The organism is Microbacterium suwonense, from assembly GCF_030296555.1.
GTDB classification, from domain to species: Bacteria; Actinomycetota; Actinomycetes; order Actinomycetales; family Microbacteriaceae; genus Microbacterium; species Microbacterium suwonense.
The window spans coordinates 3100628-3124891 of record NZ_AP027728.1 but is presented as its reverse complement, the minus strand read 5'-3'; the positions used below and the strand labels follow the sequence as shown (position 1 = coordinate 3124891).

21 protein-coding genes and 4 pseudogenes are annotated in these 24264 nt (G+C 68.8%); 9 read left to right on the top strand and 16 right to left on the bottom strand.

Annotated features, from left to right (window positions below; genetic code table 11):
* Nucleotides 1-38 precede the first annotated feature (38 nt).
* Together QUE33_RS15670 and gabT are read right to left on the bottom strand one after the other, a co-directional pair.
* Nucleotides 39-1514, bottom strand: coding sequence for an NAD-dependent succinate-semialdehyde dehydrogenase (locus QUE33_RS15670; protein ID WP_286301205.1), 1476 nt, complete (start codon nucleotides 1512-1514; stop codon nucleotides 39-41).
* Nucleotides 1515-1594: 80 nt separating this feature from the next.
* A pseudogene (gene gabT / locus QUE33_RS15665) lies at nucleotides 1595-2952 on the bottom strand (4-aminobutyrate--2-oxoglutarate transaminase).
* Between the two features lie 92 nt (nucleotides 2953-3044).
* Here gabT and QUE33_RS15660 point away from each other — a divergent pair.
* Both QUE33_RS15660 and QUE33_RS15655 read left to right on the top strand, forming a co-directional pair.
* Nucleotides 3045-3398 carry a PucR family transcriptional regulator ligand-binding domain-containing protein gene (locus tag QUE33_RS15660; RefSeq protein WP_286301204.1) on the top strand — a complete coding sequence of 118 codons (354 nt, stop codon included), beginning with the start codon at nucleotides 3045-3047 and terminating at the stop codon, nucleotides 3396-3398.
* Nucleotides 3356-4531, top strand: coding sequence for a PucR family transcriptional regulator (locus QUE33_RS15655; RefSeq protein WP_286301203.1), 1176 nt, complete (start codon nucleotides 3356-3358; stop codon nucleotides 4529-4531). Before QUE33_RS15660 ends, QUE33_RS15655 begins: the two co-directional genes overlap by 43 nt.
* 31 nt (nucleotides 4532-4562) lie before the next feature.
* Here the strand turns inward: QUE33_RS15655 and QUE33_RS15650 are convergent.
* Nucleotides 4563-6013 (bottom strand): annotated as a pseudogene (locus QUE33_RS15650) (helix-turn-helix domain-containing protein).
* Between the two features lie 215 nt (nucleotides 6014-6228).
* Here QUE33_RS15650 and aceB point away from each other — a divergent pair.
* The 5 genes from aceB to QUE33_RS15625 all read left to right on the top strand — a co-directional run bounded on the left by aceB (nucleotide 6229) and on the right by QUE33_RS15625 (nucleotide 11755).
* On the top strand, nucleotides 6229-7833 hold the full coding sequence (gene aceB / locus QUE33_RS15645; RefSeq protein WP_286303188.1) for a malate synthase A: 1605 nt from the start codon (nucleotides 6229-6231) through the stop codon (nucleotides 7831-7833).
* Between the two features lie 28 nt (nucleotides 7834-7861).
* Complete coding sequence (locus QUE33_RS15640; protein ID WP_286301202.1) at nucleotides 7862-9457, top strand: isocitrate lyase; 1596 nt, start codon at nucleotides 7862-7864, stop codon at nucleotides 9455-9457.
* A gap of 18 nt (nucleotides 9458-9475) precedes the next feature.
* The gene (gene rraA / locus QUE33_RS15635; RefSeq protein WP_286301201.1) at nucleotides 9476-9940 is read left to right on the top strand and encodes a ribonuclease E activity regulator RraA; all 465 of its coding nucleotides are present in this window, start codon (nucleotides 9476-9478) and stop codon (nucleotides 9938-9940) included.
* A gap of 35 nt (nucleotides 9941-9975) precedes the next feature.
* Nucleotides 9976-10416, top strand: coding sequence for a hypothetical protein (locus QUE33_RS15630; protein ID WP_286301200.1), 441 nt, complete (start codon nucleotides 9976-9978; stop codon nucleotides 10414-10416).
* Nucleotides 10417-10513: 97 nt separating this feature from the next.
* Complete coding sequence (locus tag QUE33_RS15625) at nucleotides 10514-11755, top strand: pyridoxal phosphate-dependent aminotransferase (RefSeq protein WP_286301199.1); 1242 nt, start codon at nucleotides 10514-10516, stop codon at nucleotides 11753-11755.
* Here the strand turns inward: QUE33_RS15625 and QUE33_RS15620 are convergent.
* The 9 genes from QUE33_RS15620 to QUE33_RS15585 all read right to left on the bottom strand — a co-directional run bounded on the left by QUE33_RS15620 (nucleotide 11743) and on the right by QUE33_RS15585 (nucleotide 18442).
* Nucleotides 11743-12141: a VOC family protein gene (locus tag QUE33_RS15620; protein ID WP_286301198.1), complete on the bottom strand. Its 399-nt coding sequence runs from the start codon at nucleotides 12139-12141 to the stop codon at nucleotides 11743-11745. The two genes, QUE33_RS15625 and QUE33_RS15620, sit on opposite strands and share 13 nt — an antisense overlap.
* A 55-nt stretch (nucleotides 12142-12196) precedes the next feature.
* Nucleotides 12197-13339 (bottom strand): UDP-N-acetylmuramate dehydrogenase, encoded by a 1143-nt coding sequence (locus tag QUE33_RS15615; RefSeq protein WP_286301197.1) that lies wholly within the window; start codon nucleotides 13337-13339, stop codon nucleotides 12197-12199.
* A 1-nt stretch (nucleotide 13340) separates the two neighbouring features.
* The gene (locus QUE33_RS15610) at nucleotides 13341-13742 is read right to left on the bottom strand and encodes a MaoC/PaaZ C-terminal domain-containing protein (RefSeq protein ID WP_286301196.1); all 402 of its coding nucleotides are present in this window, start codon (nucleotides 13740-13742) and stop codon (nucleotides 13341-13343) included.
* Nucleotides 13742-14200, bottom strand: coding sequence for an FAS1-like dehydratase domain-containing protein (locus tag QUE33_RS15605; protein ID WP_286301195.1), 459 nt, complete (start codon nucleotides 14198-14200; stop codon nucleotides 13742-13744). Before QUE33_RS15605 ends, QUE33_RS15610 begins: the two co-directional genes overlap by 1 nt.
* 278 nt (nucleotides 14201-14478) lie before the next feature.
* A complete protein-coding gene (locus QUE33_RS15600; protein WP_286301194.1) occupies nucleotides 14479-15267 on the bottom strand; it encodes a sulfite exporter TauE/SafE family protein in 789 nt (262 codons plus the stop codon).
* A 68-nt stretch (nucleotides 15268-15335) separates the two neighbouring features.
* A complete protein-coding gene (locus QUE33_RS15595) occupies nucleotides 15336-16883 on the bottom strand; it encodes a tripartite tricarboxylate transporter permease (protein WP_286301193.1) in 1548 nt (515 codons plus the stop codon).
* On the bottom strand, nucleotides 16883-17428 hold the full coding sequence (locus QUE33_RS15590; protein ID WP_286301192.1) for a tripartite tricarboxylate transporter TctB family protein: 546 nt from the start codon (nucleotides 17426-17428) through the stop codon (nucleotides 16883-16885). The genes QUE33_RS15595 and QUE33_RS15590 overlap by 1 nt, the downstream gene beginning before the upstream one ends.
* Before the next feature lies 1 nt (nucleotide 17429).
* The gene (locus QUE33_RS16305) at nucleotides 17430-17690 is read right to left on the bottom strand and encodes a hypothetical protein (protein ID WP_350226477.1); all 261 of its coding nucleotides are present in this window, start codon (nucleotides 17688-17690) and stop codon (nucleotides 17430-17432) included.
* Nucleotides 17633-18442 (bottom strand): Bug family tripartite tricarboxylate transporter substrate binding protein, encoded by an 810-nt coding sequence (locus tag QUE33_RS15585; RefSeq protein WP_350226476.1) that lies wholly within the window; start codon nucleotides 18440-18442, stop codon nucleotides 17633-17635. The genes QUE33_RS16305 and QUE33_RS15585 overlap by 58 nt, the downstream gene beginning before the upstream one ends.
* Nucleotides 18443-18600: 158 nt before the next feature.
* Between QUE33_RS15585 and QUE33_RS15580 the strand changes: the two genes are divergently transcribed.
* Both QUE33_RS15580 and QUE33_RS15575 read left to right on the top strand, forming a co-directional pair.
* Complete coding sequence (locus tag QUE33_RS15580; protein WP_286301191.1) at nucleotides 18601-19920, top strand: PAS domain-containing protein; 1320 nt, start codon at nucleotides 18601-18603, stop codon at nucleotides 19918-19920.
* 40 nt (nucleotides 19921-19960) lie between these two features.
* Nucleotides 19961-21535, top strand: a complete 1575-nt coding sequence (locus QUE33_RS15575) for an AMP-binding protein (RefSeq protein WP_286301190.1) — start codon at nucleotides 19961-19963, stop codon at nucleotides 21533-21535.
* Between the two features lie 86 nt (nucleotides 21536-21621).
* On the opposite strand, the gene rplQ is transcribed toward QUE33_RS15575, so the two are convergent.
* From rplQ to rpsM, 4 genes and pseudogenes are all read right to left on the bottom strand, one after another.
* Complete coding sequence (rplQ, locus tag QUE33_RS15570; RefSeq protein WP_286301189.1) at nucleotides 21622-22314, bottom strand: 50S ribosomal protein L17, sunset domain variant; 693 nt, start codon at nucleotides 22312-22314, stop codon at nucleotides 21622-21624.
* A 35-nt stretch (nucleotides 22315-22349) separates the two neighbouring features.
* A pseudogene (locus QUE33_RS15565) lies at nucleotides 22350-23338 on the bottom strand (DNA-directed RNA polymerase subunit alpha).
* Nucleotides 23339-23458: 120 nt separating this feature from the next.
* Nucleotides 23459-23856, bottom strand: a pseudogene (gene rpsK / locus QUE33_RS15560) (30S ribosomal protein S11).
* A gap of 27 nt (nucleotides 23857-23883) precedes the next feature.
* A complete protein-coding gene (gene rpsM, locus QUE33_RS15555) occupies nucleotides 23884-24258 on the bottom strand; it encodes a 30S ribosomal protein S13 (RefSeq protein WP_286301188.1) in 375 nt (124 codons plus the stop codon).
* Nucleotides 24259-24264 lie beyond the last annotated feature (6 nt).

Here is a 24264-nt window from a genome sequence, read left to right as displayed (position 1 = left end):
ATTCGCGTGCACACGCGCCATATAGACGGGCTTTCGGGTCAGGAGTTGGGGAGCAGGGTGTACTTGGTGGACAGGTACTCGTGGATGCCCTCGGCGCCGCCCTCGCGGCCGATGCCGGACTGCTTCACCCCGCCGAACGGCGCCGCCGCGTTGGAGACCACGCCCACGTTCAGTCCCATCATGCCCGTCTCCAGCGCATCGATCATGCGGTGCCCGCGGGCGAGGTTCTCGGTGAACACGTAGCCCACCAGTCCGTACTCGGTGTCGTTGGCTAGGCGTACAGCCTCGGCCTCGTCCGAGAAGCGCGCGATGGCGAGCACCGGCCCGAAGATCTCCTCGCGCAGGATCTCGCTGCCGGCGACGACATCGGTGAGCACGGTCGGCTCGTAGAACGTCCCCGCGCCGTCCAGCGCATTGCCGCCGGCCAGCACCCGGGCACCGCGCTGCACGGCATCCCCCACCAGCTCCTGCGCCTTCGCCACGGCATCCGCATCGATGAGCGGACCGATTACCACGCCCTCCTCGGTGCCGCGACCGATCTTCATCTTCTGCACCCGCTCGGCCACCCGGCGGGCGAACTCGTCGGCGACGTCCTCGTGCACGATGAAGCGGTTCGCAGCCGTGCACGCCTGCCCGATGTTGCGGAACTTCGCCGCCATCGCGCCGTCCACGGCCTTGTCGAGATCGGCGTCCTCGAAGACGACGAATGGGGCGTTGCCGCCCAGCTCCATCGACACCCGCAGGATGCCGTCGGCGGCCTGCGCGATGAGCTTGCGGCCCACCTCGGTCGATCCGGTGAACGACAGCTTGCGCAGTCGCGGGTCGGCGATGACCGGGCCAGACAGCTTCGACGACGACGAGGTCTGTACGACGTTGACGACGCCGGCGGGCAGCCCCGCCTCTTCCAGCAGCTTCGCGAAGAAGATCGTCGTCAGCGGCGTCAGGGCGGCGGGCTTGACCACGACGGTGCAGCCGGCCGCCAGCGCCGGAGCGATCTTGCGGGTGGCCATCGCGAACGGGAAGTTCCACGGGGTGATGAAGAACGACGGTCCCACCGGTCGCTGCGACACGATCATGTGGCCGGTGCCCTCGGGGTTGCTGCCGTAGCGGCCCTGGATGCGCACGGCCTCCTCGCTGAACCAGCGCAGGAACTCGCCGCCGTAGGCGACCTCGCCGCGGGACTCCGCCAGCGGCTTGCCCATCTCCAGCGTCATCAGCAGCGCGAGGTCCTCCTTGTGCGCCTGCACGAGATCGAAGGCGCGGCGCAGGATGTCGCTGCGGGTGCGGGGCGCGGTGGCCGCCCATTCGTCCTGCGCCGCCACGGCGGCGTCGAGAGCACGGATGCCGTCGGCAGGCGTCGCATCGGCGATCGAGGCGATCACCTCTCCGGTGGCGGGGTCGCGCACATCGAAGCTCGCCCCGTCCGAGGCGTCGGACCATTCGCCGGCGATGAACAGCCCGGCGGGGACGCGGCTGAGAAGATCCTGCTCGTTGGGTGCGAGTGCGGTGCTCATGAAGTCCTTCTGCTTACTGGGAGGTGTCGGGGATGTTCCGGCCGCCGCTCGCATCCCCCGATCCGAGTGGCGGCCGGTGGTCAGGAAGCGGCCAGAGCCGCGGCGACGACGTCGAGACCCTCGTTCAGCAGGTCGTCGCCGATGGAGAGCGGGGGAGGAAGCGGATGACGTTGCCGAAGGTGCCGCAGGTGAGCACGATCACGCCCTCGGCGATGCACGCCCTGGCCACCGCGGCGGTGAGTGCGGCATCCGGTGCGCCGGTGGCGGGATCGACGAACTCGGCGGCCATCATCGCGCCGTGACCGCGCACCTCGCCGATGCGCGGGTCGGCGTCGCGCAGCGCGTCGAGGCGGCTGCGCAGGATCGCACCGATCTGCTGGGCGCGTTCGACGAGGCCGTCGTTCTCGAATGCGTCGATGGCGGCGAGCGCGGCGGCGCAGGCGACCGGGTTCCCGCCGTAGGTGCCGCCCAGGCCGCCGGCGTGCGCGGCATCCATGATCTCGGCCCGCCCGGTGACCCCTGCCAGTGGAAGGCCGGCGGCGATGCCCTTGGCTGTGGTGATCAGGTCGGGCTCGATGCCGAAGATCTCGCTGGCAAACATGGCGCCGGTGCGCGCGAACCCGGTCTGCACCTCGTCGGCGATGAAGACGACGTCGTGGGCGCGACACCATGACACGACGGCCTCCAGGAATCCCTCGGCCGGGACGATGAAGCCGCCTTCGCCCTGGATGGGCTCGATGATCACGGCCGCCAGGCCGTCGGCGCCGATCTGCTTCTCGATGAGCGAGAGGGCGCGGGCGGCGGCATCGGCGCCGCTCAGCCCGTCGCGGAGCGGGTACGAGCCGGGCACGCGGTACACCTCGGGGGCGAACGGCCCGAAGCCGGCCTTGTAGGGCATGGACTTGGCCGTCAGCGCCATCGTGAGGTTGGTGCGGCCGTGATAGCCGTGATCGAAGGCGACCACGGCCTGGCGCCCGGTGTGCTTGCGCGCGATCTTGATCGCGTTCTCAACGGCCTCGGCGCCGGAGTTGAACAGCGCGCTCTTCTTGGCGAACCGGCCGGGAGTCAAGCGGTTCAGCGCCTCGGCGACCTGCACATACGACTCATACGGCGAGACCATGAAGCAGGTGTGGGTGAACTGCGCGGCCTGTGCAGCGATCGCCGCGGCGACGGCCGGATGGGCGTTGCCGACGGTGGTCACGGCGATGCCGCTACCCAGATCGATGAGCGAGTTCCCGTCGGCATCCAGCACGACACCACCGCCTGCCGCGACCACCGAGACCGGGATGGAGTGCGCCACTCCACCGGCGACCGCATCGGTCTTCCGGGAGAGGATCGCGGCCGAACGCGGACCGGGCAGCACCGTGACAAGGCGACGGACCTGCTCGAGCGCGGGTCCGCCGGCGGGGGTGGTGCTGGTCTCGTCGATGAGGGTCATGTGGCGAGAGTACGTCCGACGGATGCGGAATGCATTCGCCGGATCGTATGATTATGGCGAGTTGTTCGCCCGACTGTACAAGCAAGGATGCCATGGAGGAACCGACGCTGCGAACGCTGCTGGGTCAGCGCGACCTGCGGCTGCGGCTGATCTCGGACCAGCGGATGCTGCCGGCCGGCGCGCTGGAGCATCCGCTGCGCTGGGTGCACAGCTCGGACCTGGCCGACCCCACCCCATTCCTCGCCGACGACCTGGTGCTGCTGACCACCGGCAGCCAGTTCGCAGACGACGACGCGACCGGCGCTGCGGCCTACGTCTCACGGCTGCACGACCGGGGAGTGCGGGGATTGGGTTTCGGCACGGATGTGCACCGGGCCGGCGTTCCGGCAGAGCTCGTCGAGGCGTGCGCCGAGGCCGCACTCCCCTGTTCGAGGTTCCCTACCTGACGCCGTTCATCGCGATCGCCCGCGCGCACGCCGAGGCGATCGCCGCGCGGACGTATGCGCGACGGACGTGGGCGCTCGAAGCACAGCGTGCACTCGCCATCGCCGCACTGCGCCCGCGCCCCCTGGAGTCCACGCTCACCGAGCTGGCCCGTCGCCTGGGGCACTGGGTGGGGATGTTCGACGCCGCCGGAGCGCTCGCCCATGAGCATCCGGCCGGGCGCGTGCCCGCCGACCGGATCGGCGAGCTGTCGGTGCGCACGATCGAACTGGCTGCGCGCGGGGATCAGGCCGGCGACTCCCTCACCGCCGGGCCGGACTCCTTCGCCCTGTTCACGCTCGGCCCCACGGGGAACCTGCGCGGAACGATCGCGGTCGCAACGGCCACTCTGGATGCCGAGGCGCGGGCCGTGGTGACTTCGGCGATCGCGATGACGGGTCTGACACTGCAGCAGAACGAGCAGCTCGCGCGGGATCGGCGACGTCTGCGATCCGAGCTGCTGGTCACCCTGCGCCGGGATGACCCCGCGCTCGCACGGACGGTGCTCGGCTCCCTGCCGCAGGCGCCCGTGCTCGTCGCGGTCGCCGAACACGGCGCCCCGGCGGACGCGATCACGCAGTTCGGCGACCGACTGCGGTCACTGTCCGGCTCCCGGGTCTTCGATGCGGAGGCGCCGGAAGGACTGACGATCTGCGTGTCGAATGCAGACGCCGGCATGCTGGATGCGATCGCCGAGCGCTTCGGCATCCGTCTGGGCGTCTCCGAGCCCGCCGGCTACGACGCGTTCTCGCACGCGCACCGCCAGGCTGTGGTGGCTCTGCGCCACGGCCGGGCCGGTGCCGCGCACTACGCGGCCACCGCGGATTCGAGCATCCTGAGCGCGCTCTCCGGCGATGAGGCACGACTGATCGCCGAGGCGCGCCTGGCCCCGCTGCGTGCACAGGAGGGCCTCATCCAGACGTTGCGGGTCTGGCTCGAGCACGACGCCCGGTTCGAGTCGGCCGCGCGAGACCTCGGCATCCACCGGCACACCCTGCGGGCGCGCGTGGCGCAGGCCTCGCGGCTGCTGGGCACGGATCTGGGCACGTTCCCCGCCCGCGCCGAGCTGTGGGCGGCGCTGCTGGCGGCGGGCTGAAGATCATCGCCCCGACCGCGTAGCCGCGCGCTCAGCGCGGTGCGTGCGCGTCGAGGAACTCGTACACGTCGGTGGTGTCCACTCCCGGGAACGCGCCGGTGGGCAGGGTGGCCAGCAGCGTGCGGGGGTGCGCACGTTCGGCCAGGACTGCTCCCGCCACCGCTCCTCCAGCTCTGCCGGCGCCCGGCGGCAACAGGTCTCCACAGAATGCTTGGAGACGCCGCGGTTGGGTGTGTCGCGCCCGACGAACCACTTCGTGTCGTCGAAGCGCACCCCCACGCTCACCGAGTGCAGGCCCTCGCTGGAGGGCTCCACGCGGGCCGTGCACCAGTAGGTGCCGTTGCCGGTGTCGGTGTACTGGTAGTAGGGGTTGAACCTGTCCTCGACGTCGAACACCTCGCGGCTGGTCCAACGGCGGCAGCACATCTGCCCTTCGATGGAGCCCAGCCGGTCGGTGGGGAAGTTCACGTCGTCGTTCTCGTAGGCCTTGGTGATCGTGCCGGACTCGTGCACCTTCAGGAAGTGCACCGGGATGCCGAGATGCTGCGTGGCGAGGTTCGTGAACCGGTGCGCTGCCGTCTCGTACGACACCGAATAGGCGTCGCGCAGATCCTCGATGGAGATCGCCCGTCGGGACTTCGCCTCCTGCAGCACCGGGACGACGTGCGCTTCGGGCACCAGGATGGCGCCGGTGAGGTAGTTGGTCTCCACCCGCTGACGCAGGAACTCCGCGTAGCTGCGCGGCTCGCCGTGGCCCAGAATGCGGCTGGAGAGCGCCTGCAGCACGGCCGCACGGGCGTCGCCCTTGGCGGGGATGCTGCTGGAGAGGTACAGCCGGCCGTTGGCCAGGTCGGCGACGCTGCGGGTGGTCTGCGGCAGGTCGGGCGCGTAGTGCAGGGTGAAGCCGAGATGGGCGGCGATCTCGGATGCCGTGCGCTGGGTGATCGGCCCACCCGGATGCCCCACGGCGGAGAGGATGTCGGCGGCCTGCTTCTCCAGATCGGCGAAGTAGTTGTTCTGGCTGCGCATCAGGTGCCGCAGCTCGACATTGGCCCGTCGTGCCTCCTCGGGGGTCGCGGCGCGCTCATCGCGCAGGCGCTCGATCTCGCCGTGCAGGGCGAGCATGGCGCTCAACGCCTCGGACGGCATCGACTTCGCGATGCGGAACGGCGAGATCCCGAGCGCCTGGAACGTCTGCCCTCTCATCGCGCGCTCCAGAGCGATCTCCATCGTGCTTCGCTCGTCGAGGGGCTCGCCCTCGAGCAGCGCGTCGATCGTCGTGCCCAGTGCACGGGCGATGCTCTGCAGCAGGGTGAGCTTCGGCTCGCGCTTTCCGGTCTCGAACATCGACAGCTGGCTCGGCGCCCGGTCGATGCGTCCCGCGAGCTCCTCGAGGGTCATCCCCCGCGCCGTGCGCAGTTGACGGATCCGTCGCCCGATCGTGAGGGAGTCGGTGTCTTCTGCGGCATCCGCTGTGGTCATGGGAGTCAGTGTGTCACAAAAACAGAAATTTCATCAAACTTCTCATTCGATTTGGTCGCATGACGTCGGGAACTTCACACAGAGTGGATGCAAGCCACCTGGCCGCTTTCGACACAGCCCGTGCCGACCGACATCTCACGGAGGAGAAGATCATGAGCATTCCCACTGCATCGCCGACCGCACCGATCCGGACCGTCGGCACCGCCGTCTCCGCCATGGGACCGGCGATCCGCGTCACCGGCTCCATGCGGGACCGGTTCGAGGAGATCCTCACCCCCGAGGCGATCGCCTTCCTCACCGAGCTGCACCACCGCTTCGGCGGCCGCCGCCACGATCGCCTGGCCGACCGGATGCGCCGGCGCTTCGAGATCGGAAACGGCCACGACCCGCGCTTCCGCGAGGACACCGCCCACATCCGTGAGGACGCCGACTGGCGCGTCGCCGGTGCCGGACCCGGCCTGGAGGACCGCAGGGTGGAGATCACCGGCCCTACCGACCCGAAGATGACCATCAACGCCCTGAACTCCGGCGCCCGGGTGTGGCTCGCCGACCAGGAGGATGCCACCAGCCCCACCTGGGACAACGTGATCGGCGGCCAGCTGTCGCTGCACGACGCGATCCGCGGAGAGCTGACGCACACCGGTCCCGATGGGCGGGAGTACCGCGTCACCGCCGAGCGCACGCCCACCATCGTGATGCGCCCGCGCGGCTGGCACCTCAGCGAGAGGCACATCGACTTCACCGACCGCACCGGGCGGACGATCTCGGCATCCGGCTCGCTGATCGACTTCGGCCTGTACTTCTTCCACAACGCCCAGTCACTGATCGACGCCGGCCGCGGCCCGTACTTCTACCTCGCCAAGCTGGAGTCCAGCGAGGAGGCGCGGCTGTGGAACGACGTCTTCTCGTTCAGCGAGGAGTACTTGCGTCTCCCGCACGGCACCATCCGGGCGACCGTGCTGATCGAGACCCTGCCTGCGGCGTTCGAGATGGACGAGATCCTCTACGAGCTGCGCGACCACTGCGCGGGCCTGAACGCCGGCCGCTGGGACTACATCTTCTCGATCATCAAGAACTACCGCGGCCGCGGCGCCCGGTTCGTGCTGCCGGACCGCAGCGAGGTGACGATGACGGTGCCGTTCATGCGCGCGTACACCGAGCTGCTGGTGAAGACCTGCCACAAGCGTGGGGCCTACGCCATCGGCGGCATGAGCGCCTTCATCCCGAACCGCCGCGATCCCGAGGTGACCGAGCGTGCGCTGGAGAAGGTGGCTGCCGACAAACGGCGTGAGGCCGCCGATGGCTTCGACGGCACCTGGGTCGCGCACCCCGACCTGATCCCCGCCGCGCAGGCCGAGTTCGACGCCGTGCTCGGCGACCGACCGCACCAGCTGGACCGGCAGCGCGACGACGTCGAGGTGACGGCCGCCCAGCTGCTGGATCTGCGCATCGGCCGTCCGATCACCGAGAAAGGCGTGCGCGAGAACGTGTCGGTCGCGATCCGCTACATCGAGGCGTGGCTGCGCGGCCAGGGTGCGGTGGCCATCGACGGGCTGATGGAGGATGCCGCGACCGCCGAGATCAGCCGCTCGCAGGTGTGGCAGTGGATCAACCAGGATCGCCGCACCGCGGAGGGCGACCTGATCACCGTCGAGTACATCGAGCGCAGGATCGGCGAGATGCTCGCGCAGACCCCGCGCACCCCATCCGACCGTTTCGACGATGCCGCGGACGTGTTCCGCGAAGTGGCGCTGCAGCCCGAGTTCCCAGCATTCCTGACGTTGCCGGCGTACTCCCGCTTCCTCGTCGAGACCGCCTGACCATCCGCCCATCACGAAGGACATCACAATGACCCACTACCAGGACGACATCACCGCCATCGGAGCGCTGAAGGACGCCAATGGCTCCGGCTGGAACGCCATCGACCCCGAGTCGGCTGCGCGCATGCGGGCGCAGAACCGCTTCCGCACCGGGCTGGAGATCGCGCAGTACACCGCCGACATCATGCGCCGTGACATGGCCGAGTACGACGCCGACTCGTCGGTGTACACCCAGTCGCTCGGCGTCTGGCACGGTTTCATCGGGCAGCAGAAGCTCATCTCGATCAAGAAGCATCTGAAGTCGACGAACAAGCGCTACCTGTACCTGTCGGGCTGGATGGTCGCCGCGCTCCGCTCCGAGTTCGGGCCGCTGCCGGACCAGTCCATGCACGAGAAGACGGTGGTGCCCGCGCTGATCCAGGAGCTGTACACCTTCCTGCGCCAGGCGGACGCCCGTGAGCTCGACCTGCTGTTCACCCAGCTCGACGAGGCGCGTGCGGCCGGCGACGAGACCGGAGCAGAGTTCATCCAGTCCCAGATCGACGGCTTCGAGACCCACGTCGTCCCGATCATCGCCGACATCGACGCCGGATTCGGCAACCCCGAGGCGACGTACCTGCTGGCGAAGAAGATGATCGAGGCGGGCGCCTGCGCCATCCAGATCGAGAACCAGGTCTCGGACGAGAAGCAGTGCGGCCATCAGGACGGCAAGGTCACCGTGCCGCACGAGGACTTCGTCGCGAAGCTCAATGCGGTCCGCTACGCCTTCCTCGAGCTCGGCATCGACAACGGCATCATCGTCGCCCGCACCGACTCGCTGGGCGCCGGCCTCACGCAGAAGATCGCCGTCACCCGGGAGCCCGGCGACCTGGGCGACCAGTACAACTCCTTCCTCGATGCGGAGGAGATCGCCGAGAGCGAGCTGGGCAACGGCGATGTGGTCATCAAGCGCGACGGCAGGCTGCTGCGGCCGAAGCGCCTCGCGAGCAACCTCTACCAGTTCCGCAAGGGCACCGGTGAGGACCGTGTGGTGCTGGACTGCATCACGGCGCTGCAGAACGGTGCCGATCTGCTGTGGATCGAGACCGAGAAGCCGCACGTCGAGCAGATCGCCAGCATGGTCGACCGCATCCGCGAGGTGGTACCGAACGCGAAGCTGGTCTACAACAACAGCCCATCGTTCAACTGGACGCTGAACTTCCGTCAGCAGGCGTACGACCAGCTCGTCGAGCAGGGTCAGGACGTGTCGGCCTACGACCGCGACAGGCTGATGAGCGTGGAGTACGACGACACCGAGCTCGCCCGCCTCGCCGACGAGAAGATCCGCACCTTCCAGCGCGACGGCTCGGCGCGCGCCGGCATCTTCCACCACCTGATCACCCTGCCGACCTATCACACGGCGGCGCTGTCGACCGACAGCCTCGCCAAGGGCTACTTCGGAGAGGAGGGGATGCTGACCTACGTCCGTGACGTGCAGCGCCAGGAGATCCGGCAGGGCATCGCCACCGTCAAGCACCAGAACATGGCCGGAAGCGACCTCGGCGACAACCACAAGGAGTACTTCGCCGGCGAAGCGGCCCTGAAGGCCGGCGGAGCGCACAACACGATGAACCAGTTCAGCTGACCGCGAGAAGGACACCCCATGGCATCCACCGCCGACCTGTACGACCTGCACGGCGACAGCCTGCAGTCCCTCCCGCTGCAGCTGCGCTCCTTCGGTGGCATCGCACGGTTCGAAGGCCCGATCCGCACCATCCGCTGCTTCCAGGACAACGCGCTGGTCAAACAGGTGCTGGCGGCGCCGGGCGAGGGCTCCGTGCTGGTGGTCGACGGCGCAGGGTCGTTGGAGACCGCGCTGATGGGCGATCTGATCGCGCAGAGTGCGGTGGATGCCGGCTGGGCGGGTGTGGTGATCCACGGATGCGTGCGCGACAGCGCCGCTCTGGCCGGGATGCCGCTGGGGGTGAAGGCCCTGGGCACCAACCCGCGCAAGAGCGCCAAGACGGGCGCCGGCGAGCTCGACGTCCCGGTCGAGTTCGGAGGGGTGCTCTTCCGCCCCGGCGCCGGGCTGCACGCCGACGAGGACGGCGTCCTCGTCGAGCGCTGACCCAGCGGCTGCACGCCGGGCGTAGCCTGGGGGGCATGCCGGATCGGATCTCCCTACTGAACAGCGTCGTCGACGAGTTCCTGCGCTCCTACCCGCGCGGTGCGCGAATGATCGCCGTCTCGAGCCCCGACCGCGAACGCTCGGCTGACTTCGCCGCCGGGCTCGCCGAAGCACTCACCGAACGAGGGATCACCGCGACAGCCGTCACGCCCGACGCCCCGGATGCCGGCACGCTGCGCGCCGAGGTGGTCGCGCCGTTCCGCAGCGCGCGCGAGGAGGCGGTGCTGATCGTCGCGGGCGACGAAGGGCTGCTCGATGGCACCCGCCGCGGCATGTGGCACTTCAGCGTGTGGCTGATGGCCGGCGACGAGGTGCCGCACACCGAGGCCACTTCCCTGGTGGATGTGAGCGATCCTCAGCATCCGTCCCGCGTCTTCGCCGACTTCTGCGCGGTGCCCTCGACCTACCGCACCTGAGGCGCTCGCGCGGCTGGCCGAGTAGCATTCAAGGCGTGACCGAACGCGCCCCCTCTCCAAGAAGCTCTCCGCCATCGCCGAGTCCGCCACGCTGAAGGTGGATGCCAAGGCCAAGGCCCTCAAGGCCGAGGGCAAGCCCGTCATCTCCTATGCCGCCGGCGAGCCCGATTTCGCGACGCCGCAGTTCGTCGTGGATGCCGCCGCCGAGGCGCTCGCCGACCCGGCGAACTACCGCTACACCCCCGCACCCGGCCTGCCGGCGCTGCGCGAGGCGATCGCGGCCAAGACGCTGCGCGACTCGGGCCTGGAGGTCTCCCCCAGCCAGGTGATCGTGACCAACGGCGGCAAGCAGGCCGTGTATCAGGCGTTCCAGGCCGTGATCAACCCCGGTGACGAGGTGCTGCTGCCCGCGCCGTACTGGACCACCTACCCCGAGGCGATCCGCCTGGCCGACGGCACGCCGGTGGAGGTGTTCGCGGGCGCCGATCAGGACTACAAGGTCACCGTCGAGCAGCTCGAGGCCGCCCGCACCGACCGCACCACGGTGCTGGTGTTCGTGTCGCCCTCGAACCCGACCGGCTCGGTGTACTCCGCAGAGGAGACGAAGGCGATCGCCGCGTGGGCCGTGGAGCACGGCATCTGGATCGTCTCCGATGAGATCTACCAGAACCTCACCTACGACGGCGTGAGGGCCGCCTCGGTCGTCGAGGCGGTTCCCGAGGCCGCAGCGCAGACGATCCTCGTCAACGGCGTGGCCAAGACCTACGCGATGACCGGCTGGCGGGTGGGCTGGATGGTCGGCCCCGCGGATGCCATCAAGGTCGCCGGCAACCTGCAGTCGCATCTGACGAGCAACGTGAACAACGTCGCGCAGCGCGGTGCGATCGCGGCGCTGAACGGTCCGCAGGACGAGGCCGAGCAGTTCCGCCAGGCGTTCGACCGCCGTCGCCGGCTGATCGTGTCGGAGCTGTCGAAGATCGACGGGCTGGTCGTGCCGAACCCTCAGGGCGCGTTCTACGTCTACCCGGACGTGCAGGGTCTGCTCGGCCGGGAGTGGGGCGGCGTCACGCCGACGACCTCCCTGGAGCTCGCCGACCTCATCCTCGAGCAGGCCGAGGTCGCTGTCGTGCCCGGTGAGGCCTTCGGCCCCTCCGGCTACATCCGCATGTCATACGCCCTGGGCGATGACCAGCTGCTGGAGGGCGTGCAGCGCCTGCAGCGCCTGTTCGCCCCTGACCTACCGCCGAGACCCCTCCTGAGCGTCGAGACCCCTCCTGAGAAACGTGATTCAGGAGGGGTCTGGGCAGCCAGGAGGGGTTTCGTGGGTCAACCCTGGTAGCCGATCAGCCAGCGCACACCGTGCCGGTCGACGAGAGTGCCGTCGTGGTCGCCCCAGGGCCGCCTCTGCAGGGGGTCGATGACCTCCCCGCCTGCGGCGAGCGCGTCGAACCAGCCGGTGAGCGTCTCGGCATCCGCTGTGCCGAGCAGTGAGAAGTACATGCCGGACATCGCCACCGAGTCCGCGCCGTCGGCGGCATCCGCCCCGGCCAGCTCGACCGGCCCGTTCTCCAGCATCCCGTGCGCGATGGCGTCGCCGGGCCCGTCGGTGCGCCCGGCCTGCGCGTACGTGAACATCTGCAGCTCGCCGCCGAAGATCGCAGCGTAGTGCTGCAGCGCCTCGTCCGCGTCACCGCGGAACAGCAGGTAGGGAATCAATCCGCTCATCCGGCGAGCGTAACCTGCTGCACCCGCCGAGCACACCGGATGCTGCCGAGCGACGCTACAGATCCACCCCCACCAGCACCGGCTCGGGTTGCAGCAGCAGACCGAACTCCGCGTGCACGCGGCTCTGGATGAACCGGGCCAGCTCCCCCAGTTCTGCTGCGGTCGCACCGCCCCGGTTGGTCAGGGCGAGGGCGTGCTTGGTCGAGATCGAGGCGCGCGAGCGCGGCAGCTTGAAGCCTTTGCCGATGCCGGAGTTCTCGATCATCCAGGCCGAGCTGACCTTCACCAGTCCTTCGGGCTTCTCGTCGCGCGGCGAGAGCCCGTAGTAGCTCTCCAGCGGGATGACGGTCATGGTGTCCAGATCGGGTTCCACCGGCCAGCGCGGGCACTCCGGCGGCAGGGCACGGGCGATGTGCTCGGGCACGATCGCGTTCTGGAAGAACGAGCCGGCACTGTGCGTGTCGGGGTCGTGCTCGTCCAGCAGCATCCCCTTCGCGGCCCGGGTGGCGAGAATGCGCTCGCGCACCCACTCCAGCGATACCGGCTCGAAATCCGAGAGGCCCAACGCGCGGCGCAGCTGCTCGCCGCGGATCACGCGACCGGAAGCGCCGGTGACGGCGAGGTCGAGCGTCACGGACAGGATCACGGCACGGCGCTGCTGACCTTCGCCGTAATGATGCTTGAGCACCGAGGTGCGAAAGCCCAGCCCCAGCTCATCTGCCGGCACGACGACAGGCTCGGATGCCCCCTCGTCGATCAGCTCCACCTCGACCAGGGTCTCCTGGATCTCCTGCCCATACGCACCGACGTTCTGCACGGGTGCGGCCCCGACAGTGCCGGGGATGCCGCTCATCGCCTCGATGCCGGCGTAGCCCCGCTGCACGGCGTGGGCGACCAGGTCGTCCCAGCTGTGCCCGGCCTGCACACGCAGTCTGATCCGCCCCTCGTGCGGGGACGGCAGCTCCTCGATGCCGGAGGTGAGGATGCGGACGACCGCGCCCTCGAAGGGCTCATCGCCGGCGAACAGGTTCGAACCTCCGCCGAGCACGAACCAGTCGTCACCGCTGGACCAGACCGCCTGCAGCGCGTCGATCAGGTCTGCGGTGGTCTCGGCATCCAGCATCCGCTCCGGTGCCGCGCCGGTGCGCAGCGTGGTCAGCTCGCGAAGCGGGACGGGCACGACCTCGTGCGATGCCATCTCAACGGGCCACGCGCAGCTGAGCCTTGACGAGCACCGTCGTCTCGGCGGACTTCACGGTCAGATCGATGCGCGCGGATTCCTCGTCGACGGCACCGACCTTCGCCAGCACGTGCACGTCGGCGCCGGTCTCGGCATCCACGACGACGGGTTTGGTGAAGCGCACCCCGTAGTCGAGCAGGCGGGCGTCGGCCGGGAGCGCGGCGACGACCACCGACGAGGCCAGGCCCATCGTCAGCATCCCGTGCGCGAGCACGCCGGGAAGCCCCACGGAGGCGGCGACATCGTCGCGGTAGTGGATCGGGTTGAAGTCGCCGGATGCTCCGGCGTAGCGCACCAGCGACTCACGGGTCAGGTGCACGGTGCGCTCGGCGATGACCTCGCCCACGGTGAACTCGGCCATCACTTCGTCTCCTCGGTGTCCTGCCCGACCAGCAGCACGCTGGTCGCGGTGACGACGTGCTCGCCCGCGGCATCGGCGATGGTCGCGTCGCTCGTGATCATCGCGTTGCCGCCGAGGGAGCGGATGCCGGTGACCGCCAGCTGCGCGGTGAGCTCGTCGCCGGCGACGATCGGGCGCGTGTAGCTGAAGCGCTGCTCGGCGTGGATGGTGCGCGCCAGCACGATGCCGGAGTCGGGCTCGGCCAGCAGCTGCTGCAGCGTGAGGTCCTGGATGACCATCGCGAAGGTGGGCGGGGCGACCACATCGGCGTAACCGGCGGCCTGTGCGGCGTCGACGTCGGTGTGCTGCGGAGCGTCGGCGAAGACCGCGCGCGCGAACTCGCGCACCTTCTCACGGCCGACGAGGTAGGGGGCCGTCGGCGGGAACTCCCGGCCGACCAGATCGTTGTTCACGGGCACCCCTCGATCCTATCCGCGCCGCATCCCCGCCTCATATGCCTGCCCCGCATCCCTGCCTCGCATCCCCTCCCCGCATCCCCTCCCCCGCCTCCCCTGCCCCGCCTCCCCTCGAGACTTCTCTTCCAGCACGAGACCACGCTCCAGCAGCCCCGTCTCATGCTGGAAGGGAAGTCTCACGCCAGAGCCAAAGTGTCACGCCGGAGGCAAAGTCAAAGTCTCACGCCAGAAGGGAAGTCTCGTGCTGGAAGGGAAGTCTCACGGCGGAGGAAGGACTGGGGTCAGCGGCTGCGAATGGCCTTGATCGCCATCTGCACGGCGATCGCCACGACGAACACCGCGAACAGCATGTTCCCCGCCACCGGATCCATCAAGGTGGCGATCCACGCACCCAGCGCGGTCATCGTGCACGCCGAGACACCGATGATGATGGCGCCGACCAGGTCGACATTGCGGTGCCGCAGGTTCCCGATCGTTCCGGACACGGCCGTGGGGATCATCATCATCAGCGAGGTTCCCTTGGCGACCAGGTCGCTGGTGCCGAAGATCATCATCAGGGCGGGGACGATGATCACCCCTCCCCCGACGCCGATCAGTCCCGCGATCACTCCGGTGAGCATGCCGACCAGCACGAGTCCCGCGCCGCTCAGCCAGGTCAGCTCGAACACCGCGCTGCGGGAGGGGATGACCACGAACAGGCTCACCAGCACGACGAGCAGGAACACGACGAAGCCCCAGCGCAGCGCCTTCTGCGAGATCTTCGGCATCAGCCGGGAGCCGATCTGCGCCCCCACCACGGCACCCGCCGCCAGGATCAGGGCGGCGATCCAGGCCACCGAACCCGACATGGCGTACGAGATGACGCCCACGCTCGCGGTCGGCACGATCGCGGTGAGCGAGGTGCCGGCCGCTCGACGCTGATCGAAACGCAGCAGCACCACGAGCAGCGGGACGATCACGGTGCCTCCGCCGACGCCGAACAGTCCCGACAGCAGGCCGGCGGTCAGCCCGATCCCGACGAAGCTGAGATAGGCACGAGGTCCCCGGGTGATCGCCTGTTCCTCGTGCACAGGAACAGACTATCCCGGGGACCTCGCGCCTCCCGCCTCGGAGTCCGAGGGCGGGAGCGGATGCCGGCTCACACCTCCTGGTCGGCGGTGATCGGCACGGCGATCGTCTCGGTGAGGTGCTGCTCGTAGCGGGTCTGCCTGCGGCGCAGCCACAGGGCACCGAGGATCAGCACGATCAGCACCCCGTAGGCCGATGCCGCGAAGGGCTGCATGACGAGCGTGGACATGTCGCCCTGGCTCAGCTGCAGCGCCTTGCGCAGCTCGGCCTCGCCCATCGGCCCCAGGATCATGCCGACCACGAGCGGGGCGACCGGGATGCCGTAGCGGCGCATGAAGTAGCCGAGCACGCCGATGATCAGCAGGATCACCACATCGGCGACGTTGAACCGGATCGCGTAGGCGCCGAACGCCGCGAACATCAGGATGCCGGCGTACAGGTACGGACGGGGGATCTGCAGCAGCTTGACCCACATCCCCACCAGCGGAAGGTTCAGCACGATCAGGATGAGGTTGCCCAGGTACAGGCTCGCCACCAGCGCCCACACCAGCGCGGGCTGGTTGGTGAACAGCTGCGGCCCGGGCTGGATGCCGTAGGACTGGAAGGCGAACAGGATGATCGCCGCGGTCGCCGTCGTCGGCAGCCCCAGCGTCAGCAGCGGTACGAGCACGCCCGCGGCGGCCGCGTTGTTCGCCGCCTCGGGACCGGCCACGCCCTCGATCGCACCGTGGCCGAACTCCTCCTTGCGCGTGGAGAGCTTGCGCTCGGCCGCGTAGGAGAGGAACGTCGCGACATCGGCGCCGCCGGCGGGGATCGTGCCGATCGGGAATCCGATCGCCGTGCCGCGCAGCCACGGCTTCCACGACCGGCGCCAGTCGTCCCTGCTCATCCAGCTGCGCCAGCCCTTGGTCACCGGGATGACGTCGACACCGCCGTGCCGCAGCCGTGCGGCGACGTACAGCGTCTCGCCGACCGCGAACAGGCCGACGGCGACCAGCACCACGCTGATCCCCTCACCCAGCTCGGGGATGCCGAGGGTGTACCGCTGCTGCCCGGAGAGCGTGTCGGTGCCGATCAGGCCGATGAACAGGCCGATGGCCAGCGACAGGATGCCGCGGGAGACCGATTTGCCCATCAGTGCGCCGACGGTGATGAAGGCGACGACGATCAGGGCGAGCTTGTCGGCGGGTCCGAGCGAGACGGCGAAGTTCGCCAGTACGGGCGCCAGCAGGGTCAGGCCGACCGTGGCGATCGTGCCGGCGACGAACGACCCGATGGCGGCGGTCGCGAGCGCTGCCGCTCCGCGACCGAGCTTGGCCATCTTGTTGCCTTCTATCGCCGTGACTATCGACGCCGATTCGCCCGGCGTGTTCAGCAGGATGCTGGTGGTCGATCCGCCGTACATTCCGCCGTAGTAGATGCCCGCGAAGGTGATGATCGCCGCCGTCGCGTCGAGTGTGTAGGTCAGCGGCAGCAGCAGTGCCACGGTCATGGCAGGGCCGATGCCGGGCAGCACCCCCACCGCGGTGCCGATGAAGACGCCGATGAACGCCCACATCAGGTACTGCGGCTGCAGTGCCGTCGCGAATCCCTCCAGAAGCAGACTCCAGCTGTCCATCAGAACGTCCCTCCCAGCCAGCCGAACGCGGGGCCCCAGGGCAGCGACAGCCCGAGCAGACCGCCGAAGACGACCTGCACGGCCAGCGCCACCACCAGGCCGATGATGAAGCCGAGCCACCAGCGCTTCGCGCCGAGGGCCCAGGCGACGATGCCGAACAGCACCGCGGCTGCGGGCGCCCAGCCGATCACGTCGATCAGCAGCAGGTGCGCGACCAGCGCGGCGACGATCTTGGCGAGCGTGATCCAGTCGGTGGCGGCATTCGGGTCGATGTCCTCGCCGTCTTCCGGTTCTGCGCGGTCACCGCGCAGAGCGCCGATGACCACGGCGAGCGCCGTGCCGATCAGCAGCACCGAGACGGCGATCGGGAACACCCTGGGGCCGACCTGGATGCCGACGGGGACGTGGATGCTGAACGCGCCGATCAGCGCGAGAACGCCGAGGACGAGCATGAGCAGGGCGAAGACGAGTTCTCCGAGCGGAACCCGTGGGGCGGGCCGAGTCTGCTCGGCCCGCCCGTTCGCCCCGGTGATCGGGGCAGGCATGTCAGATCAGCCCGATGTTCTTCAGCGTGCCGGTGACGTCGGTGATGTTCTGCGTCACGAAGTCGTCCAGCTCGGGGCCGGTGAGGAAGGCATCCGCCCACCCCTTCGTCTCCAGCTCCTTCTTCCACTCCGCGGTGTCGTGCATCTCGGTGACGATGCGCTCCAGCTCCGCACGGTCGGCGTCGGAGATGCCGCCGGGGGCGATCACGCCACGCCAGTTGGTGAGCACCACGTCGTAGCCGGCCTCGGTGATGGTCGGCACGCCGGGCAGCTGCGGCACCTCGGACTCCCCGATACCGCCAGGGCGCGCATCTTGCCCGCCTCGATGTGCTGCTGGAACTCGGCCACACCCGAGATGCCCGCCGCGACCTTGCCGCCCAGGATCAGCGACACGGCTTCGCCACCGCCCGCGTTGGGCGTGTAGTTCAGCGTCGTCGGGATCTCGGCGCTGCCGAGACCGGCCGCCTCCAGCATGAGGCCGGCCAGGATATGATCGGCGCCGCCTGCCGATCCGCCGGTGACGGTGACGGCCTGCCCGTTGTCGACGATGTCGTCGATCAGGCTCTTCAGGTCCTCGTACTTTGAATCGGCCGGGACGACGACCACGAGCGCCTCGTCCGTGAGCCGCGCGATCGGCGTGGCGTCCTCCAGGCGCACCTGGGAACCGTTCGTCTCGATGGCGCCGACCATGACGAGTCCGTTGACCATCAGCGTCGCCGGATCCTTGACGTTCGCGAGCTGCGCGAGGCCGATCGTGCCGCCGGCGCCGCCGACGTTGGTCACCGGAGCGGTCTTGACGATGTCCTGCTCGGTGAGCACCTTCGCGATCGTGCGGCCGGTCTGATCCCAGCCTCCGCCGGGGTCGGCGGGGACGATGATCGAGACATCCGTGAACGCGGCTTCCTCGTCGCCGCCCGTCCCGGTGCCGTCGCCGCCTCCCTGGGCCGAGCATCCGGTGAGTGCGAGTGCGGCAGCCGCCGCGATCGCGATGAGTGCTGTGCGTGTTCTCTTCATGCGCTCCTCCTCGAGCGTTGTGATGTGCTGGCAAACGTAGAGCGCCGGTCGCCGCGCGCTCTGCTTCCGAAATCATTGGTCGGGGTTCGGAAACTATTGGTCACGGATGCCGTGGTGCAGCTGTTCCGCGCCGGAGTGCGTCCGGGGAGAATGAACAGGTGGCCTCGAAGACGAAGCTCGTGTCGGCGCAGACGCATGAGAGCGGTATGACGCTGCGTGTGCAGCTGATCCTGCTGCAGGCGCTCATCGTCGCCGTCGTCACGCTCATCGCCGGTGTCACGGCGGGGGTCATCCAGGCGCACACGGTGCGCGATGCGTACGAGGATCGGATGCTGGCGGTCGCCCAATCGATCGCGTCGATGCCCGTCATCCGCAGCGCGTTTCAGGATGAGGATCCCGCCGCGACGATTCAGCCGCTGGCGGAGACCATCCGCAAGGCCTCGGATCTGACCTACGTCGTGATCGCCAATGCCGACGGCATCCGCTACTCGCATCCGAACCCGTCCCGCATCGGCGAGAAGGTCTCCACCGACCCGTCTGTGCCGCTGTCGGGGCAGATCTACATGGGCACGCAGACCGGCACGCTGGGGCCGTCGTGGCGGGTGAAGGTGCCGATCTTCGCCGATGACTCGCAGGTGATCGGAACCGTCTCGGTCGGCATCCTGGAGTCCCAGGGCGACGGCGAGTTCGCCGGCAACCTGTTCTGGATCATCGGCGCCATGCTGGCGGCCGTCGTGCTGGGCATGTTCGGCTCGGCATGGGTGACCGCCATCATCCGCCGTCGCATCCACCGGCTGGAGCCGCACGAGATCACCGCGCTGGTGCACAACCAGGAGACCACGCTGCACGGGCTCAGCGAGGGTGTCATCACGGTCGACGCGCACGGCACGATCACGCTCGTCAATGACGCTGCCGCACGTCTGCTGGGCACGGATGCCGCGGCACTGGCCGACCGGCCCGCCGCCGAGGTGCTCGACGACGATCTGCTGTCGGTGCTGCGCGACGGGGAGGACGCCGGCCGGCCGGTGATCGTCGGCGACCGGGTGCTGGTCGCGCGGGGCACCGGAACCTCGGCGGGTGACGAGGCCGAGCAGGCGACCCTGCTGCTGCGCGACCACACCGAGCTGCACGACGTGGTGCGGCGCGTGGAGGCCGCCGACGCGATCATCGCGTTCCGCCAGCGCGCGGGCCTGCCGAAGGGGCTGAGCGCCGAGACCCTGGAACGCGTCTCGACCGCCCTGTCCGCGCATCCGGGATGCTCCGCGGCAGAGCTGGGCGAAGTGCTCTCCATCTCCCGCGTGAGCGCGCGACGATATCTGGAGCATCTGGCCAGCACCGGGCGCGCGCTCCGCTCGCTGGATTACGCCACGAAGGGGCGCCCCGGTACCCGGTACCGCGCGAACGAGCCGATCGGGACGCCGCCTTCGCCGGCGGCACCCGACTCGCCTGGGACGGTGTCTCAGATTGTGCGAGACTGACTCTCACATCCGCTCTGTGCGAACGATCAAAGGAGATCACATGCTTCGCAGCGACTACCCCGACGTCGAGATCCCGCAGATCCCGATCTTCGACTACCTGTTCGGCGACCTGGACGACGCCATGCTCGATCGCGTCGCGATCGTGGACGGCACCTCCGGTGCCGAGACGAGCTACCGGCAGCTGATCGGCCAGATCGAGCTGTTCGCCGGTGCGCTCGCGGCCCGCGGCGTCGGGGTCGGCACGAAGGTGGGCCTGCTGTGCCCGAACGTGCCGGCGTTCGCGACGGTCTTCCACGGCATCCTCCGCGCCGGAGCCACCGCCACGACGATCAACTCGCTCTACACCGCCGACGAGATCGCGAATCAGCTCGAGGATGCCGAGGCGGACTGGCTGATCACCGTCTCGCCGCTGCTCCCAGGGGCGAAGGCCGCGGCCGACCGACTCGGCATCGCCGATGATCATCTGATCGTGATGGACGGCGCCGAAGGGCATCCGAGTCTGCGCGAGCTGCTCGGCGAAGGGCATGCGGCTCCCGACGTCGTCTTCGACCCTGCCACGCACCTGGCGGTGCTGCCGTACTCGTCCGGCACCACGGGGCGGCCGAAGGGCGTCATGCTCACGCACCGCAACCTGGTGGCCAACGTCGCGCAGTGTGCCAGCACGATCTCGATCACGCCCGACGATCGCGTGCTGGCGGTGCTGCCGTTCTTCCACATCTATGGCATGACGGTGCTGCTGAACTTCGCCGTGCGCATGCGGGCCGCGCTGGTCACGATGCCGAAGTTCGACCTGCCCGAGTTCCTGCGGATCATCGCCGAGCACCGCACCAGCTGGGTGTTCATCGCCCCGCCGATCGCGGTGGCTCTGGCCAAGCATCCGCTCGTCGACCAGTACGACATGTCGGCTGTGAAGGTGATCTTCTCGGGCGCCGCACCGCTGGACGGCACGCTCGCCTCGGCCGTCGGCGAGCGGCTGGACTGCGTCGTCTGCCAGGGCTACGGCATGACCGAGACGAGTCCGGTCGTGCACGCCGTGCCCGTCGACCGCGACGACGTCGACCGGGCCAGCGTCGGGATGCTGCTGGCGAACACCGAGGCGCGCATCGTCGATTCCGAGACCGGGACGGATGTCGAGGTGCCCGCCGACGGGCAGAGCGAGCCCGGCGAGCTGTGGGTGCGCGGACCGCAGGTGATGGTGGGCTATCTGAATCGTCCGGATGCCACCGCCGATATGCTCGACGCCGACGGCTGGCTGCACACCGGCGACATCGCCACGGTCACCCACGACGGGGTGTTCCGCATCGTCGACAGGCTCAAGGAGCTCATCAAGTACAAGGGCTATCAGGTCGCCCCGGCGATCCTCGAGGCACTGCTGCTGGAGCATCCGAAGATCGCGGATGCCGCCGTCATCGGCGCCGACGACGAGGACGGCCAGGAGGTGCCCAAGGCGTTCGTCGTGCGGCAGCCGGATGCCGAGCTGACCGCCGACGAGGTGATGGGCTTCGTCGCCTCGCGGGTCGCCCCGCATGAGAAGGTGCGTCAGGTCGAGTTCATCGAGGCGATCCCGAAGTCGAGCTCCGGGAAGATCCTGCGCAAGGATCTGCGGGTGCACTGAGGCGCCGGAGTGCTACAGGCGCGCCACGGATGCAGAGAGGCCCGCCACCCTTCTCGGGTCGGCGGGCCTCTTTGCAGCGGCGGTGCTTACTTGCCGGCCTCGACGAAGCCGGCGGCCTCCGCGGCCTCCGCGGTGCGGAACCACACCTCGGCGACAGTGGCGTCGTACCACTGACCACCGGGCTGGTGGTACTTCATCGAGTCCTTGTTGCCCTTGATGTCGAAGCCCTCGGGAGCCGAGCCGTCCTCGAGAGGAGCGGCCGAGTCCTCACCGAAGCCGCCGTCGACGAGCGCTGCCGGAGCGGCGGTCTCCTCGGCGGGGGTCTCGGCCGGAGCCTCTTCGACCTTCTCGGCCTTCTCTGCCTTGGACGCCTTCTCGGCCTTGGCGGCCGGCTTGGCGTTCTTCACCTTCGGCGAGACCGGCTCGAGCACGAGCTCGATCACGGCCATGGGGGCGTTGTCGCCCTTGCGGTTGCCGACCTTCGTGATGCGGGTGTAGCCGCCCTCACGCTCGGCGACCAGCGGCGCGATCTCGTTGAAGAGGATGTGCGCGGCATCCTTGTTGGAGCGCAGCACGGTCAGCGCACGACGGCGGGCGTGCAGATCGCCGCGCTTGCCGAGCGTGATGAGGCGCTCGGCCAGCGGACGAAGGCGCTTCGCCTTGGTCTCGGTCGTCTTGATCGACTTGTTCACGAACAGCGCTGCTGCGAGGTTCGCGAGAAGAAGGCGCTCGTGGGCGGGGCCGCCTCCGAGGCGGGGTCCCTTGGTGGGCTTGGGCATAATCGTCTAACTCCTGGTCAGAAAGAGGTCGGGCTTCAGAAGGATTCGTCTTCGCTGCCGCTGTAGAAGTGGGCGCCGTCGAAACCGGGCACCGAATCCTTCAGCGACAGACCGAGCGAGACGAGCTTGTCGCGCACCTCGTCGACCGACTTCTGTCCGAAATTGCGGATATTCATCAGCTGCGTCTCGGAAAGGGCGACCAGCTCCGAAACGGTGTTGATGCCCTCGCGCTTGAGGCAGTTGTAGGAGCGCACCGACAGATCGAGGTCTTCGATCGGCATGGAGAGCTCGCTGGAGAGGACGGCCTCGACCGGCGCGGGGCCGATCTCGATGCCCTCGGCCTCGACGTTCAGCTCGCGGGCGAGGCCGAACAGCTCGGTGAGGGTCTTGGCCGCCGATGCGACGGCGTCGCGGGGCTGATCGCCGACTTCGTCTCGACGTCGAGGACGAGCTTGTCGAAGTCGGTGCGCTCACCGGCGCGCGTGGCGTCGACGCGGTAGGCGACCTTGAGCACCGGCGAGTAGATCGAGTCGACCGGGATCTGCCCGGCCTCGGCGTACTCGTTGCGGTTCTGCGAGGCCGACACGTAGCCGCGACCGCGCTCGATGGTGAGCTCGAGCTCGAAGCGAGCGGTGTCGTTGAGCGTGGCGATCACCAGGTCGGGGTTGTGCACCTCGACGCCTGCCGGAGCGGAGATGTCGGCCGCGGTGACCTCACCGGCGCCCGTCTTGCGCAGGTAGGCGGTGATGGGCTCGTCGCGCTCGCTGGAGACGACCAGCTGCTTGATGTTGAGGATGATCTCGGTGACGTCCTCCTTCACACCGGGGATCGTGCTGAACTCGTGCAGCACGCCGTCGATGCGAATGGTGGTGACGGATGCACCGGGAATCGACGACAGCAGGCTGCGGCGCAGCGCGTTGCCGATCGTGTATCCGAAACCGGGCTCCAGCGGCTCGATGATGAACCGGCTGCGGTTCTCGGAGATCTTTTCCTCGGTGAGAGTGGGACGCTGTGCAATGAGCACTATGTGTTCCTTTCGATCACATGCCCGCTATATGACATGTGGGTGATGAGGTCTTGAGTTGTGGAATCTGCGGGCGACTCTGCCGATCCCCGAGGCGGGGACCGGCAGAGTCAAGCGAAATCAGACGCGGCGACGCTTCGGGGGCGGCAGCCGTTGTGCGCCTGCGGGGTGACGTCCTGGATGGACCCCACCTCGAGGCCGGCGGCCTGCAGCGAGCGGATCGCGGTCTCGCGGCCCGAACCCGGACCCTTCACGAACACGTCGACCTTCTTGACGCCGTGCTCCGATGCCTGACGGGCAGCGGACTCGGCTGCCATGCCTGCGGCGTACGGGGTCGACTTGCGGGAGCCCTTGAAGCCCACGCCACCCGACGAGGCCCAGCTGATGACAGCGCCGGACGGGTCGGTGATCGAGACGATCGTGTTGTTGAACGTCGACTTGATGTGGGCCTGGCCCAGCGCGATGTTCTTCTTCTCCTTGCGGCGCGGCTTGCGCGCGGCGGCCTTGGGTGCAGCCATGATGATTCTCTCCTAATCCCTGGCCGCTTAGCGGGCCTTCTTCTTGCCGGCGACCGTGCGCTTCGGACCCTTGCGGGTACGGGCGTTGGTCTTGGTGCGCTGGCCGCGGACCGGAAGGCCACGACGGTGGCGGATGCCCTCGTACGACCCGATCTCGACCTTGCGGCGGATGTCGGCGGCCACCTCGCGGCGCAGGTCACCCTCCACCTTGTAGTTGCCTTCGATGTGGTCGCGCAGTGCGATCAGCTGCTCGTCGCTGAGGTCCTTGACGCGGATCGACTCGTCGATCTCGGTCGCCTTGAGGATCTCGACGGAGCGGGTACGGCCGATGCCGTAGATGTAGGTGAGGGCGATCACCACGCGCTTGTCGCGCGGGATGTCAACGCCGGCAAGACGTGCCATGCGGTT